The sequence below is a fragment of the Vibrio sp. SBT000027 genome (assembly GCF_963894355.1).
Classification (GTDB): Bacteria; Pseudomonadota; Gammaproteobacteria; order Enterobacterales; family Vibrionaceae; genus Vibrio; species Vibrio splendidus.
This window is the reverse complement of sequence record NZ_CAWQGD010000001.1, coordinates 576,602-590,942: the sequence shown is the minus strand read 5'-3', so window position 1 is coordinate 590,942 and position 14,341 is coordinate 576,602. Positions and strand designations below refer to the sequence as shown.

Genomic DNA, 14,341 nt, shown 5'->3' with positions numbered 1-14,341 from the left:
TAAAATACCAATCAAATGATTAGGGGAGATAGAACATGATTAGCTCAGTACACAATGACGAACTCAACAGATACATAGAGAAACTAGACTTAAATCTTACAAAAGCTCAGGTTCGTGAACTTGGCTGGCAACAAAGTAATGAAGAGGTAGGAAAAGAAAAAACAGTATTAGGCTCGTGGTTTTTCTTTTCTTTCTTTGGCTTATGTACGTCTGCATGTCTTGCGCTGCTGATGTATATTTCATGAGGATAAACAAAACAATGACCACGTATAACCAGCATGGAACGTTCAATTGGTTCGAGGTCGATGGAGAAACGTACATGCTGTTCAAGGTCGGCAGCAACAGTGCTCTATTGAACCAACACTATGAGGATGTCACCGAACAACAGAGCGAAATATATGGGCTGTTAGGGGCGATTCCATAAGCTCATACTGCACGTATTCACTTATGGTCTATCTATTCACTTGTGGTCTATCTACGCACTAACTAGCGCAAACATCCGTTCTTTTGGCAACAAGACCGAGCTACAACAAACGGTTCTTATACTGCTCTGGCGTTTGGTTCGCGTAACGTTTGAACATGGTGATAAATGGACTTGCTTGGTTGTAACCCAATGTAAGAGCGACCTCTTTAACCGATTGGCCGTTTCTCAACAAGTCCATTGAGTAAAGGTAGCGTACTCGTAGCCGCCACTCGGTAAAGCTCATTCCGAGCTCCGTCTGGCAGTGGCGAGAAAGGGTTCTTTCCGTGGTGTGGACACGTTCAGCCCAATCTTTCAGTGTCACTTCGTCGGTTGGGTTTTCTTCAACAGAAGCCAATATGGGCGCGAGGTACTTATTGTCGGTCGAAGGTAAGAAGTGATGTTCAACCTCACGCTGCGCAAGTTGGTCAAGCAGTACCTGAACGAGCCTTTGATCTTGTTCTTTTTCCGCAACATTGATTCCACGCTCGCGAAAGTCATCGATGATAGAAGACACAATCGGCGTGATCTTTATAAGGCTGGTTTTATCTGGCAGGTGTTGCGTGAGTTCTGGGGCGATATTTAGCGAACAGTAGTCCAAAGGCTTACGGTTATAACTGCAATGCATCACCCCGGCCGGTACCCAAATCGCCAAATGTGGTGGTGCTAGAAATCGGGTGCTTTCCGCTTCCATCTCTAATATACCGCCACTGATCAATTGAACCTGTCCCCATGAGTGGCTATGAACTCGGGTTTCAGTGTTCGAAAGAAACGCTTCAAAATTCATAAATACGTTGGATGGTGCCTTATCAATTGATAAGGATGGATGAAGGTTTCTGGACTGTTTTTTCAAACTTGTCTTCCTATCGCGCCTGATGTCTTTCTAAAGATACTTGTAAATATAACGACCTGTCAAACTAGCCGCATCAACTCATTCGCCACGGAATTCACATGCATTATCTCTTACCATTTTTTACAGTCTGTATCTGGGGCGCCAATGCAATCGTCAACAAGCTTGCTGCAAGCACCATAGAACCTAGCGCGATGAGTTTTTACCGTTGGTTTTTTGCGATGTTAATTCTCACGCCTTTCTGTATTCGCCCGGTGATGAAGCAGTGGGCTGTCATTAAGCCAAACCTATCGAAATTAGCGTTCCTCGGCTTTTTGGGCATGGTGTTGAACCAATCTCTAGGCTACTACGCCGGCTTAACCACAACCGCTTCCAACATGGCATTGATCACGTCTTTAGTCCCGTTGATCAGTGTGTTTCTAAGCGTTCCTTTGTTGCACAAGTCGATTTCTAGTTTGAGTATTGTGGGTGGTGTGTTGTCACTGTCAGGCTTAGCTCTGATGTTAGGTAAAGGCGATCCTTTATTCTTCATGCATCAAGAGCTGACTCAAGGCGATGGCTATATGCTGATTGCGGCCTTTGTTTATGCGTCTTACTGTGTGCTATTGAAACGCTGGAAAATGCCCATCAGTAGCTGGGTGGTGATTTACATTCAGGGTCTGTTTGCTGTCGCGATGCTTACGCCACTTTGGCTTACCAGCGAACAGCTTTTACCACCGCAACAAGCGATCCCATTGATAGCTTACGCCGCGGTTGCCGCTTCAATCTTAGCGCCTTGGATGTGGGTGAAAGCGATTGACACCATTGGTGCTGACTCAAGCGCGATGTTCATGAACTTGCTTCCGGTTGTTGCGATCGTATTAGCCGCGACATGGCTTGGCGAAGAGATTAACCAGTTCCACATCATTGGTGGTGTTATGGTGATTTCAGGTGTCATTCTTGCTCAAATCAAAAGAAAACCAAGGCTTGAGGCTCCTCTCCCTCAACAAAGCTAAACGCATTACCCAACGCTCACATTAGGGTAAATATTCAAACTCACTTTTCTTACAGTGCCTACTTCCGAAGTAGGCACTGTTGTTTTATTCACAAGCCTTTCAAATGCTTTTAATACGCGTTCATTGTGGTTGCAACATGTTACCGACTCAGGTTTAATGTATTAAGTACTGTTTAAGTTGTAAAAGGAATTACAATGACTCAACCAACGCTCCCTGTGATCATCTCGTCCCTGCTTGCTTTGTCATCTGCTTCAAGTTTTTCTGCCACTGTTCCTGCTGATGTGCCATTAGCTGAAGAACTATTAGCTGAGGAACAACATTTTGTACGTGGTAATGGCGCAGAGCCCAACACACTAGACCCAAGCTTCGTAAATTCAGGTATGCCCGGTGACATTATCGTCAATGATATGTTTGAAGGCTTTGTGATTGAGGACAGTGATGGGCAAATCATCCCAGGGCAAGCCAAAGAGTGGTCTATCAGCAAAGACGGCAAAACCGTGACGTTTGTATTGAAAGAGAACCTCAAATGGTCGAATGGCGAGCCAGTCACAGCATCCGATTTTGTCTTTGGTTGGCAGCGCGCTGTGTCTCCTAAAACAGGTAACAACACGGGTTTTGTTTTTTCGACGGCTAACATCGTGAACGCTAGCGAGATTCTATCAGGAGACAAAGCTCCCTCTGAGCTTGGCATAAAAGCATTAGATGAGCGCACGGTTGAGATTTCACTTTCAAAACCTACGCCCTACTTTATGAGTCTAATGAGCATCAAGACCTTTTTCCCTCTGCCTGCTAAATTGGTGCAGGAGAAAGGCGACCAATGGACTCGCGCTGAAAATATCGCGACCAACGGTGCTTACACTTTGAGTAAATGGGTGCCTAACGAATACGTTGAAGTCGAGAGAAACCCAAACTATTGGGATGACACATCGACAGTCATCAATAAGGTAACCTATCTCGGTCTATCTTCTCAAAATGCCGAGCTGATTCGTTACCAAGCTGGTGAGATTGATATGACCAATCGTGTCCAGCTTGAGTACTACCAAAAATTAATCCAAGAAAGCCCTGAGCAAATCAAAGCGCAAGCTCTATTGGGCTCTTACGTTTATTCATTCAATACACGTCAAGCACCGTTTGATGACGTAAGAGTACGCCAAGCACTGAGCATGGCCGTCAATCGTGAGATTCTTGTCGAGAAAGTTACAGGTCAAGGTGAGCCAGAAGCATACAGCGTGACGCCGAATAATATTCCTGACTACACAGCGCCTTTATCCGAATTCAATTCTTTAGACAGCACGCAGCGTTTAACAAAAGCCAAAACACTACTTGCTGACGCTGGATACAACGAGAGCAACCCACTCAAATTCACACTGACTTATAACACCAGTGAAAATCACAAAAAGATAGCAATAGCGATTTCATCGATGTGGAAGCCGCTGGGTGTGAAGGTAGAATTGGAAAACATGGAGTGGAAAGCGTATGTTGCGGCAAAAGGCGCTGGTGACTATCAAGTTGCACGCTCATGGGCATTTGGAGACTACCCAGAGCCTTCTGCACTGTTAGAGGCGTTCACTTGTGATCACACAGCAAATGAGAGTGGCTACTGTAATCCCGATTACGATGAGCTCTTACAGCAAGCAAGTAAAACGGAAGATCAGTCTAAACGCTTTACTTTATACCAGCATGCTGAATCGCTACTTAACGAATCTGCAGCAGTTATGCCTTTATATCATTACAATCACACCCGATTAGTGCGAAATACTCTCAAAGGCTTCCCTAACAATAATCCGAAAGGAAATATCTACGCGAAGGATCTATACTTTATTCAAGAGTAAAAATGAGCTGAATAACAAATAGTTTTAACTACCACTTTAGTGGTAAAAAGACTAAAATAATTTAACTAAACCAGATAAACAGCGGTTAGTTGGCTAAAACAAAATAAGGTACCGCAATGAGTACCAAACGGCTTAGAAACACCTAGCATTACGCTAGGTGTTTTTTTTTGCAATCGATCTTTCTAGCTGTCAGCTCAACATTTATTGGTTCTTACTCAATATGGTTAGGCACCTGCTCAATCTTGCTTCATCCGCGTTTGCCACTCGCCTCTACCGCCTTTAAACATCAATATTCATCCGTTCGTCACCTGTTTGAAAAAATAGTCTTAATCGTGAGAAACACCGCTTTAATTTATGTCATCTTAAGTATATTGTTATTAGCAAGTAACAAGCATGTTATACAGCGCAATAATAATGAAGGAAGATAGATGAGCAGTAACAATAACCGACCAGATGGTAAACGAGACGTTACTCTGCGTTTTTTAGCTGAACCTGGGGATGTGAACTTTGGTGGTAAAGTTCATGGTGGTGCAGCAATGAAGTGGATCGATTTAGCAGCCTACGCTTGTTCTGCTGGGTGGAGTGGTAAATATTGTATTACCGCTTACGCAGGGGGGATTCGATTCGTAGCTCCGATCCATGTTGGCAACCTTGTAGAGGTAAGTGCGAAGGTCATCTATACCGGTTCATCTTCTATGCACATCGCTATCGACGTTCAAGCCAGCGACCCTAAAGAACTCAACAACCGCCTAACGACTCACTGTATCGTTATTATGGTCGCTGTTGATGAAAATGGTAACCCGACTAAGGTGCCGGAGTGGGTGCCAGAAACACCAGAAGACATCGAATTAAGAGATTCGGCTATTCGCCTAATGAACATGCGAAAACAGATCGGTGAAGAGATGGAAGCACACGTAAAGTACCTTAAGTAAACTTCACCAACCACTCTACACTACAAGACCTTATTACAATGCCAAGCACCTGCTTGGCATTGGTTGGTCTAATACCCTCGCTCTTTGCAAGCAAAGCCTCAGTAGATCTAATACAACCTATGAGACCGTGATGCCCAGCCAAAGGTTGAAATGAATCGACACTTGTTCGCGGATTTATTTTGACTGTAATAAAGTCGTCATTTTGCTCTGTTTAAATACCGCCAATCATAATGGATGTATTTGAATTTCCTGGAGCCACTCTTGAGCGTCACACGTCCCACTCTTAGCGAATCTACACTGAACAATTTAAAGGCGGTTGAGTACCAATGGGTTAGAACTTTGTACGTCGAAGGCTACGACAGCAACGAAATTAACCACTACATCCAAACTTGTTTTGGTGGTGACCAGACGTTTGCGGATCTATTTCGTCGTGTGGCACTCGATCAAGAAAGCATCTATGTGCTGTTGCAGCATCTTGGCTGTGCTCCTTCTAGTAGAGAATTCTAACCTCAACATCCGATTCCCTCTTATCTTTGAATCTAAAGATACTTCCAAGCAAACCAATAACTACGAGTGATAGCCATTCACAATGCATCAACAGTAGCCTGCCGTTATAGACATTTTCTGTGCAATCAGGCTAATCGTTGCATACAAATCATTGAAGTATCACGCATTGAAATATTAGCAATATATCAATAGAGCAACTGCCCCTTATACTGAGTGTCTGATTTGTGAGACTCGTTCATGCCATCCTGTAAAAGGAATGAGGCAGGAGAGGTTCGGGAGAGAAGTGACTCGAAACTTTAGTGGCTAAAGCAGATATGAGCACAAAAACTGACAGGTAAAACGAACATCCGGACAAAGTAGAAAGCAAAAAGTAGCAGGCATAAAAAAACCCAAGTAAATACCTGGGTTAGAGTTACAAAAACCACTAATCATTAATAGCGTAAGGAACCAGATTAGTAGCCAGCTATGCGTAACCTGAGGGTTATTTTTATTACTGATCGGCGGCCAAACCAAATGATGTAATAAAAATGCCAATACAGAGCGACCTATAAGGTCGCTCTTTGTCTTTCTTATAGGGTACAGCTTATCCTTTTACACCACCTGCCGTCAAACCGCCAACTAACCAACGTTGAGCAAGTAAGAACACGATAGTAATCGGAAGTGCTGAAAGTACAGCCGCTGCCGCAAAGTCACCCCATAGGTAGTTCTGAGGATATAGGTATTGCTGCATACCTACCGCTAGCGTGTAAGAGTTCACATCGGTTAGAAGGATAGACGCTACAGGCACTTCACCTACTGTTGCGATGAACGAAAGAATAAACACAACCGCTAGAATAGGCACAGAGAGTGGTAATAGAACCAATCTGAATGCTTGCCAAGGCGTTGCACCATCCAGTGCAGCAGCCTCTTCCAACGAGTTATCAATCGTCTCAAAGTAACCTTTAATCGTCCAAACGTGCAGTGCGATACCGCCTAAGTACGAGAAGATTAGACCACCGTGCGTGTTCAAGCCTAAGAACGGGATGTATTGACCAAGCTTGTCGAACAGCGCGTAAATAGCGACTAGAGCCAGTACTGCTGGGAACATTTGGAAAATCATCATCGCTTTCAGGATAGTTTCTTTACCTTTGAAGCGCATACGAGCAAATGCATAAGCCGATGTTGTAGACAATGCCACAATAAGAAGCGACGTCACACCCGCGACTTTAATTGAGTTCCATAACCACGTTAGTACTGGGAATGGAGGTGGTGTCACCGAGCCGTCAGCATTCGTTACCGACATACCAAGAGCCAATTTCCAGTGCTCCAGTGATGGGTTATCGGGAATCAAACTACCTGTTGCGAAGTTACCTTCACGGAACGAGATAGCGATGATCATCAGTAGTGGGAAGATAATCATTGCCAAGAAGCACCACAACACTGCATGCGTTGCCCACACTCGGTATTTAAGGCCTTTACCTTGTACCATAGCCATTGTCGTGCTCCTTAATCTTGAGACAGTTTAGTGAAACGAAGGTTTAGTAACGCAAGTCCACCAACCAATAGGAAAATAAGCGTTGCGATTGCACTTGCTAGACCAAAGTCTTGACCGCCGCCGCCTTCGAATGCAATTCGGTAGGTGTAGCTTACAAGCAAGTCTGTGTAACCCGCTGGCTCTGAGGTGCCAATCATGTTCGGGCCACCGTTCGTCAATAGTTGAATCATTACAAAGTTATTGAAGTTAAAGGCAAACGCTGCAATCAATAGCGGTGTAAGCGGCTTAATCATCAATGGGAATGTAATACGCTTGAAGTTATCAAGGAAGTTCGCACCATCAATCGCTGACGCTTCGTACAAATCATCAGGAATCGCTTTTAGTAGACCCATACATAGAATCATCATGTAAGGGAAACCTAGCCACGTGTTAACCATCAACACCATGGTTTTCGCAAGAATTGGGTCAGAGAACCAATTCGGGCTTAAGCCGAAGATATTCTCAAGCACCATGTTGATCTCACCAAAGCTCTGGTTGAATAGACCTTTAAAGATAAGAATCGAGATGAATGCTGGTACTGCGTAAGGCAGAATCAGTAGAACACGATAGATTGAACGACCTTTTAGCTCTTCCCATTGCACGATATTCGCAAGTACAAGCCCGATAACAAGCGTGAACGCTACGGTACATACCGAGAAGATCACCGTCCAAATAAAGATGCTGATGAATGGTTCTTTAATACCATCATCTTTCCAAACACGTTCAAAGTTATGTGTACCAATATTAACCACAAAGCCCGGGGAGATTGTGTTACCAGTAAACTCACCATTGGCATCAACAGGTTGATAGAAACCCTCTTCCATGTTCGGCTTGAGAACTTCACCCGTTTCATTGTTGATTAACGTTTGTTCATCGTCTTGTAGCGTGTAAAGCGGAGCAACAGAAGCAAACTTACGTAAGCCACTCATGCGGATGTCGTCGCCGTTAGGCAGATGGAAATCAACCGCATTAATCGCAGAACGGTTTTGGATGATCGCTTTGATCTTCTCTTTCTCACCTTGTGCAGACTCAATTGCAGATAGGTCCATCTCTGTTGCACTCATATCTTCAAAAGAAAATACGTCTGTTGCTAACAGCTGGTCGCCATCTTTCACAACGATCTGGTGACCGTCATCAGTCTTGTACAAAGTAAATGGGTAGCTATCACCGCTTTGGAATGAGCGATCTAAAAGAACGGTTTGAGTACGCTCTAGAGATAGTTGGTTTTTTGCGCTGTAGTTAGTGAACGCAAGCCCGACGGTATAAGCCAATGGGAAAAGAATGAACAAGATCATTCCGGCAATACCCGGATAAATATAACGGTGGGCGTAAGTTTTCTTACTGCCAAAAATGTAAAGTGCCAAAGCCGTTAAAATCACAGTAAGCAGCGCAAAAGCAAGCTCACCGCGTGAATACATTAGAATTGTAGCGTAGCCGTTAATTAAGCCAACACTACCAAGCAACCCCCATTTGATGAAGACGCTTTTACTGCCTAGAAGGCTTGATGGTGCTGGGATAGCATCTGTACCTTGAACTGACTGCATAGAGGAACCTGCTAGCGATATAGATAAAAAATAGAAAAGTAAGGAGAGGTTACCCTCTCCTTAAAAGGTAGTGCTTGGTTGTTACTTAGTCATACGACCTTCAGCAGCTTTTAGTGCTTGGTCTACTGTTTGACGACCGTCAACTACGTTACCGATCGCTTCTTCCATGCTGTACCAGAACGTTGTGAACTGAGGGATGTTAGGCATGATTTCGCCATTCATCGCGTTGTCCATTGTTGCTGCAATACGAGTGTCGCTGTCTAGTTGGCGTTGGAAAGAGTTAAGAGCAACAGCGCCTAGTGGCTTGTCGTCATTCAGGCTCTTCATACCTTCATCAGTTAGTAGGTAGTTTTCCATGAACTCAACAGCTAGGTCGCGGTTTGGAGAAGCAGTGCTGATACCACCAGCCCATACACCAACGAAAGGCTTAGACGCTTTACCGTTGAACTTAGGTAAAGTTGCTACGCCGTAATCTACGCCAGCTTTCTTGATGTTTTCCCAACCCCAAGGGCCGTTGATTGTCATTGCAACGTTACCCGCAACAAATTCAGACTCAGCAACTGAGTAATCCATGTCTGCAGAGATAACTTTGTCTTGTACCATCTTCTCGATGAAACCTAGAGACTTCTGAACACCTTCAGTCGCTACGCCCGCATCTTTAATGTCGTAACCTTCTGCAGTCTGTTTGAATGCGTAACCGCCGTCAGCTGCAAGTAGAGGCCATGTGAAGTAAGCGCCACCACGTAGAGGCCACATGATCGCTTTTTTGCCATCTTTTTTAAGTTCAGCATCAAGTGCTGGGATTTCTTCCCAAGACTTAGGTGGGTTAGGAACAAGCGCTTTGTTATAAATTAGAGAAACTGACTCAACCGCTACTGGGTAAGCGATTGTTTTACCTTCGTATGAAACAGCGTCCCATGCGAAGTCTACGATACCTTCTTTAATTTCTTTAGAAGGTTTGATATCAACAAGAAGCCCCGCTTCTGCATAGCCGCCAAAACGGTCGGGTGCGTAGAAGATCATGTCTGGGCCATCGCCAGCCGCTGCAACTTGAGAGAACTTCTCTTCTAGTTTGTCAGGGAAAGCCACTGTTACTTTAACACCAGTGTCTTCTTCGAAGCGTTTACCTACTTCAGCCATGCCTTCATAAGCTTTGTCACCACCTACCCAGATAGTTAGTTGTCCTTCTTCGATAGCAGCATTTGCACCAAAAGAACCCAGAGCAACTAATGTTCCTAGAGCTACAGCGCTTAGAGCGTTTTTCATGTGAATATCCTTTTTATATTTATACGTAGGGCACATCTACCAAGACGAGCCAGTTTTCAGGGCTTATGATCTGAGAAAATAGACTCTAACTCATCATCCTAGCCACTACGCCCTAGCTATTATGGCTTAATTTCGTGATCGCCATCCGGTCAGATTAGAGACTGAAATCACAAAATCCATACTCATCGTGATCAACATCACCGTTATGGGGTGGATTTATTTGAACTGGATCGCCAATTATTAATAACCCCATTTATCTACTCCTCCCCTACTACTCCCCCTCGTTAAATTTTCATTGGGAGGATGTACCATTGCGCCAATTCACCGAAACTGCATCCATCCAAGAGTGGATAGTAAGAACCCTTTACCAGCGAATGTCGTGTGTAACCGCACTGTTCATTTAGTTGGCTTCACTGCCCGCTGTTGTCTTTATTAAGCATCGAGCTAAATCTGTGATTGAATCACGGGGGAGATTTAGCTGGATGTGGGGGAAATAGGCACCAGTTTGGCTATGACGGGTGGGCTTGGTTAAAGAATCCAAGTCTCACCCACTTTTTTTCTTACTCATTCAATACTTACCAATTCCTACAGTTACTGCTGACCCAAAAATTTCTTATAATGATAAGCAGTAAAACTTAAAATTTGATCGATCGAGGACTAGCTAGATGGCGAGTGTCACGTTAAAAAACGTTTATAAATCATATGGTGATGTACAGATTTCTAAGGACGTAACCTTAGACATCAACGAAGGTGAGTTCGTAGTATTCGTTGGACCATCAGGTTGTGGTAAATCGACGCTATTACGCTGTATCGCAGGTCTAGAGGACATTACGTCTGGTGATTTGTACATTGGCGACCAACGCATGAATGACGTTGAGCCTTCAAAGCGTGGCGTAGGTATGGTATTCCAATCTTACGCGCTTTACCCTCACCTTAACCTTTACGACAACATGTCTTTCGGCCTGAAACTAGCGAACGCTAACAAAGCTGAAATTGATAAGCGTGTTGAACATGCTGCAGAAATCCTTCAGCTTGGTCACCTTCTTGAGCGTCAGCCTAAAGCCCTATCTGGTGGTCAACGTCAGCGTGTTGCTATCGGTCGTACTCTGGTTTCTCAACCAAACGTATTCTTACTTGATGAGCCTCTATCTAACCTAGATGCTGCGTTGCGTGTTCAAATGCGTTCGCAAATCACTAAACTACAACGTCAACTTGGATGCACCATGATCTACGTTACCCACGACCAAGTGGAAGCGATGACAATGGCCGATAAGATTGTTGTTCTTGATGGCGGTTATGTTTCTCAAGTGGGTAAACCTCTTGATCTTTACCACTACCCTAAAAACCGTTTCGTGGCAGGCTTTATTGGCTCGCCGAAGATGAACTTTATGTCGGTTCACATCGAGCAAGCTGAAGCAGAACGCGTACAAGTTCAACTTTCTAACGGTATGACTTTCTGGATCCCAGTTGATGGTACGACTGTCAATGCTGGTGACCGTATGTCTCTAGGTGTTCGTCCTGAACACTTGTTGTCTGCTGAAACAGGTGATGCGACGATTGAAGCTGAAGTGATGATGGTAGAGAAACTAGGTAACGAAACACAAGTGTACCTAAACCTCGAAAGTGCTGATGCTGACGTTATTTATCGCCAACCAGACACGTTGACGATTGAGTCTGGTGACAAGCTAGCGATTGGTATTCCTGCGCACCGTTGTCACTTGTTCCATAGCGATGGTCGCGCATGCCGTCGCTTGTACAAAGAGTACGGCACCGACTAATCGGTTCGCCTTTTTAAGATATAACTTGCCCATATCGAATCCCTCTTACCAAGTAAGAGGGATTTTTTGTTTAAAGGCGCCAACTACTTTCGCTTTGATGTTTTAGTCTTGCGCACCGCTCAGTTAGCTTTTTCGAGCGGCAATAAAAAAGGCCTAGCGGATGCTAGACCTTTATTTGTTTGAGCTAAAAAGCCACCCTATCTAAACGATATAGGTTGGCCCTGCAGAAACTTAGTGGATTGGCGTATCACTTGTTTTGTTGAACTGGCCAAAATGCTTTTCTAACACTTCTGGTGTTAGTTTGCCTTCCGCTTCTAGTCGCTTAAATTCAGCAACGATCGCTTTTTGCTCTTCAATTGATGGCAGTTTTACTTCTGGCTCATCGCCCATCTCTTGAGTCATCTGCTCTAGTTCTTTTTCAAAATCGCTCATGATACTTACCTAAATATTAAACCTAATCAGATTTTACTCATTTACGCTCTGTGATGCTAGAGCGATTAAGTGCAAAGCCCGAAACCAGATCAAGCTAAGGCCAGTTAGAAGAAAACAAGCCCGTAAATAAAAAGAGCTGGATTCACGATTAAATGAATCCAGCTCTTCGTCTGTGTCCCTTTCTAAGCCATGCTACAGCTTAAAGGAATCAAAGCTTAAAGAGATTAAAGCTTAAACGAGCCAACCATCTTATCCAGACGTGAAGAAAGGTCTCGGAGCTCTTGGCTCGCTTCAGCAAGCTGCTCAGCGGTACCCGTTGTCACTTCATTGATTGCGTTAATCTCTTCAATGTTCTGGTTGATGGTATGAACTACGGTTGATTGCTCTTCCGTTGCCGTTGCGACTTGCGTGTTACGATCGGTGATGTCTACGATGCGGTCCGAAATGCCACCCAGTACATCTACCGCTTCATCCGATGCTGCTACACCTTCAAGGGTAATGACTTTACCTGTACTCATTGCTGCTACTGCATCTTTAGCATCGCTTTGCAGTTGGTTGATCATCTTCTGAATCTCTTCCGTTGAGTCTGCTGTACGACTTGCGAGGTTACGAACTTCATCTGCTACCACGGCAAAGCCACGACCTTGCTCACCGGCACGCGCGGCTTCAATCGCTGCGTTCAATGCAAGTAAATTGGTTTGCTCTGAAATATCACGGATAACCCCCAGAATAGAACCAATGTCTTGAGTTGTAGAAGCCAGTTGCTCTACTACCTGACCCGTGCTCTCAATATCTTGAGCTAAGCGGCTAATTGCGTCTTTTGCTTTGTTCACCACAGAGCGACCGACTTCCGTATTGCCTGACGCTTGTGTTGCCGTTTCTGCTGCTGTTGCCGCGTTCGATGCAATCTCGCTGATGGTCATGCCCATTTGATTAATGGCAGCAACCACTTGAAGGGTTTGATCACGTTGCTCTTGGCTATTGTCGTGGGTGATGTGGGCTTTATTCGAAACACTCTCTGCTGCCACTTGAAGCGCTTGGCTTGTCGAGCATACTTCTTTCATAGACTCGTGAATCTTTTCAATAAATCCATTAAAGCCTTTTGAAAGCTGTGCAATTTCATCGTTGCCTTTCACTTCGATACGTTGCGCCAGATCGCCATCACCTTCGCCAAGGTCACCGAATCGCTTAGCCAAAAGTTTAATTGGTTGAGTAATGCTGTTTGCTAGCACTACGCCCATTAGGATAAAGACTAAAGCCACGATAGCAGTCATGATCAGCATCTTCTGCGCAGTCGCATCGAGCTCAGCAAACACTTCACCGGTTGGTACCACACCAATAACGAACCAGTCCATTGACGACACATACAAACTCGCCACAAACAGTTCTTGTCCTTGGCTCTCAGTGGTAATCAGATTGAAGCCCGACTTGTTCAATAGTTGGCTTGATTGAGTTCCGTAAAGTTGTTGAAGCGAAGAATCACTGCGAGAACGCTCACGGTGAATTTGTACATCACCTTGGCTATCGGTCAAAAATACAAAGCCTGTATTTTCAATCTTGAAACCGTTCAGCAGATTAACCATGTCGTCCATCGATTTTGATAGACCAGACATCGCTAAACCAGAAGGCTGCTGATAGTTAGCAAACATCTTCACTTCGCCATTCGCTTCTTGGAACATGCTCACCATGGTTGGCTGTCCAGATTGCGTAAAGCCAAAGAACCAACCGTCTTGTTGTTGGTTTAGCTGGCGTAAGAAACCATCTTGGTTCCAGTAGTAAGCTGTTTGACGGTTCGCCACCGAGGCATCGTTCAACTGATATTGGTTGCGAACATTGTTCAGTTGTTTAACCAGCTTATTCTCTAGCGCGGCATCGCGCTCGGTCGATTCGATAGCGTCAGAAATGAATTCATTTGAAGCAATTTGCTCCGCAGCTAACAATAACTGAGAGACTTCACGGTCAATTTCACCATTGATTCGCTCCAACATACCGGGAAGCTCAATATCAACCAAACGGTGACTCAATACATCTCTTGCTTGCTGTTGTGCCATCGCACCGACAATCACTGTCGATGCAAGAACCGCAAAGGTAATTCCAAGTACAACTTTTTGTTTGATACTCAGAGAGTTAGTTTTAAACATATTTGGACCTTTAAAAGAATCGCTCGTTATTGGTATACCCTGAACAGGACTTTTTTAGTGCACTCCAACAAGCAATGCACAATCTGAGTGA

The 14,341-nt window shown here is 44.5% G+C and carries 13 protein-coding genes; 7 read left to right on the top strand and 6 right to left on the bottom strand.

Features of this window, described 5'->3' with window-relative positions:
- The first annotated feature begins 35 nt into the window (after window positions 1-35).
- Both AACU28_RS02490 and AACU28_RS02485 read left to right on the top strand, forming a co-directional pair.
- Entirely contained in the window at window positions 36-245 is a 210-nt protein-coding gene (locus tag AACU28_RS02490; RefSeq protein WP_017094616.1) for a hypothetical protein, read from the top strand.
- 14 nt (window positions 246-259) lie between these two features.
- Entirely contained in the window at window positions 260-424 is a 165-nt protein-coding gene (locus tag AACU28_RS02485) for a hypothetical protein (protein ID WP_259462588.1), read from the top strand.
- Between the two features lie 100 nt (window positions 425-524).
- On the opposite strand, the gene AACU28_RS02480 is transcribed toward AACU28_RS02485, so the two are convergent.
- Window positions 525-1,313 (bottom strand): AraC family transcriptional regulator, encoded by a 789-nt coding sequence (locus AACU28_RS02480; RefSeq protein ID WP_032546831.1) that lies wholly within the window; start codon window positions 1,311-1,313, stop codon window positions 525-527.
- A 98-nt stretch (window positions 1,314-1,411) separates the two neighbouring features.
- Here AACU28_RS02480 and AACU28_RS02475 point away from each other — a divergent pair, with 98 nt between their 5' ends.
- From AACU28_RS02475 to AACU28_RS02460, 4 genes are all read left to right on the top strand, one after another.
- Complete coding sequence (locus AACU28_RS02475) at window positions 1,412-2,305, top strand: DMT family transporter (protein ID WP_004732002.1); 894 nt, start codon at window positions 1,412-1,414, stop codon at window positions 2,303-2,305.
- Window positions 2,306-2,499: 194 nt separating this feature from the next.
- Entirely contained in the window at window positions 2,500-4,137 is a 1,638-nt protein-coding gene (locus AACU28_RS02470; protein WP_121602269.1) for a peptide ABC transporter substrate-binding protein, read from the top strand.
- Between the two features lie 428 nt (window positions 4,138-4,565).
- Window positions 4,566-5,069 (top strand): acyl-CoA thioesterase, encoded by a 504-nt coding sequence (locus tag AACU28_RS02465; RefSeq protein WP_004732005.1) that lies wholly within the window; start codon window positions 4,566-4,568, stop codon window positions 5,067-5,069.
- A 234-nt stretch (window positions 5,070-5,303) separates the two neighbouring features.
- Window positions 5,304-5,576, top strand: a complete 273-nt coding sequence (locus AACU28_RS02460) for a hypothetical protein (RefSeq protein WP_017079795.1) — start codon at window positions 5,304-5,306, stop codon at window positions 5,574-5,576.
- A 583-nt stretch (window positions 5,577-6,159) separates the two neighbouring features.
- Here AACU28_RS02460 and malG read toward each other — a convergent pair.
- The 3 genes from malG to malE all read right to left on the bottom strand — a co-directional run bounded on the left by malG (window position 6,160) and on the right by malE (window position 9,899).
- The gene (gene malG / locus AACU28_RS02455) at window positions 6,160-7,050 is read right to left on the bottom strand and encodes a maltose ABC transporter permease MalG (protein WP_017081399.1); all 891 of its coding nucleotides are present in this window, start codon (window positions 7,048-7,050) and stop codon (window positions 6,160-6,162) included.
- Between the two features lie 11 nt (window positions 7,051-7,061).
- Window positions 7,062-8,633 carry a maltose ABC transporter permease MalF gene (malF, locus tag AACU28_RS02450; protein ID WP_102561636.1) on the bottom strand — a complete coding sequence of 524 codons (1,572 nt, stop codon included), beginning with the start codon at window positions 8,631-8,633 and terminating at the stop codon, window positions 7,062-7,064.
- Window positions 8,634-8,714: 81 nt separating this feature from the next.
- The gene (gene malE, locus AACU28_RS02445; RefSeq protein WP_121602268.1) at window positions 8,715-9,899 is read right to left on the bottom strand and encodes a maltose/maltodextrin ABC transporter substrate-binding protein MalE; all 1,185 of its coding nucleotides are present in this window, start codon (window positions 9,897-9,899) and stop codon (window positions 8,715-8,717) included.
- Window positions 9,900-10,564: 665 nt separating this feature from the next.
- Here malE and malK point away from each other — a divergent pair.
- On the top strand, window positions 10,565-11,677 hold the full coding sequence (gene malK / locus AACU28_RS02440; RefSeq protein WP_004732014.1) for a maltose/maltodextrin ABC transporter ATP-binding protein MalK: 1,113 nt from the start codon (window positions 10,565-10,567) through the stop codon (window positions 11,675-11,677).
- Between the two features lie 231 nt (window positions 11,678-11,908).
- Here the strand turns inward: malK and AACU28_RS02435 are convergent, their stop codons facing one another.
- Window positions 11,909-12,109 (bottom strand): hypothetical protein, encoded by a 201-nt coding sequence (locus tag AACU28_RS02435; RefSeq protein ID WP_004732016.1) that lies wholly within the window; start codon window positions 12,107-12,109, stop codon window positions 11,909-11,911.
- A gap of 224 nt (window positions 12,110-12,333) precedes the next feature.
- Window positions 12,334-14,250, bottom strand: coding sequence for a methyl-accepting chemotaxis protein (locus tag AACU28_RS02430; protein ID WP_108091645.1), 1,917 nt, complete (start codon window positions 14,248-14,250; stop codon window positions 12,334-12,336).
- Window positions 14,251-14,341: the final 91 nt, after the last annotated feature.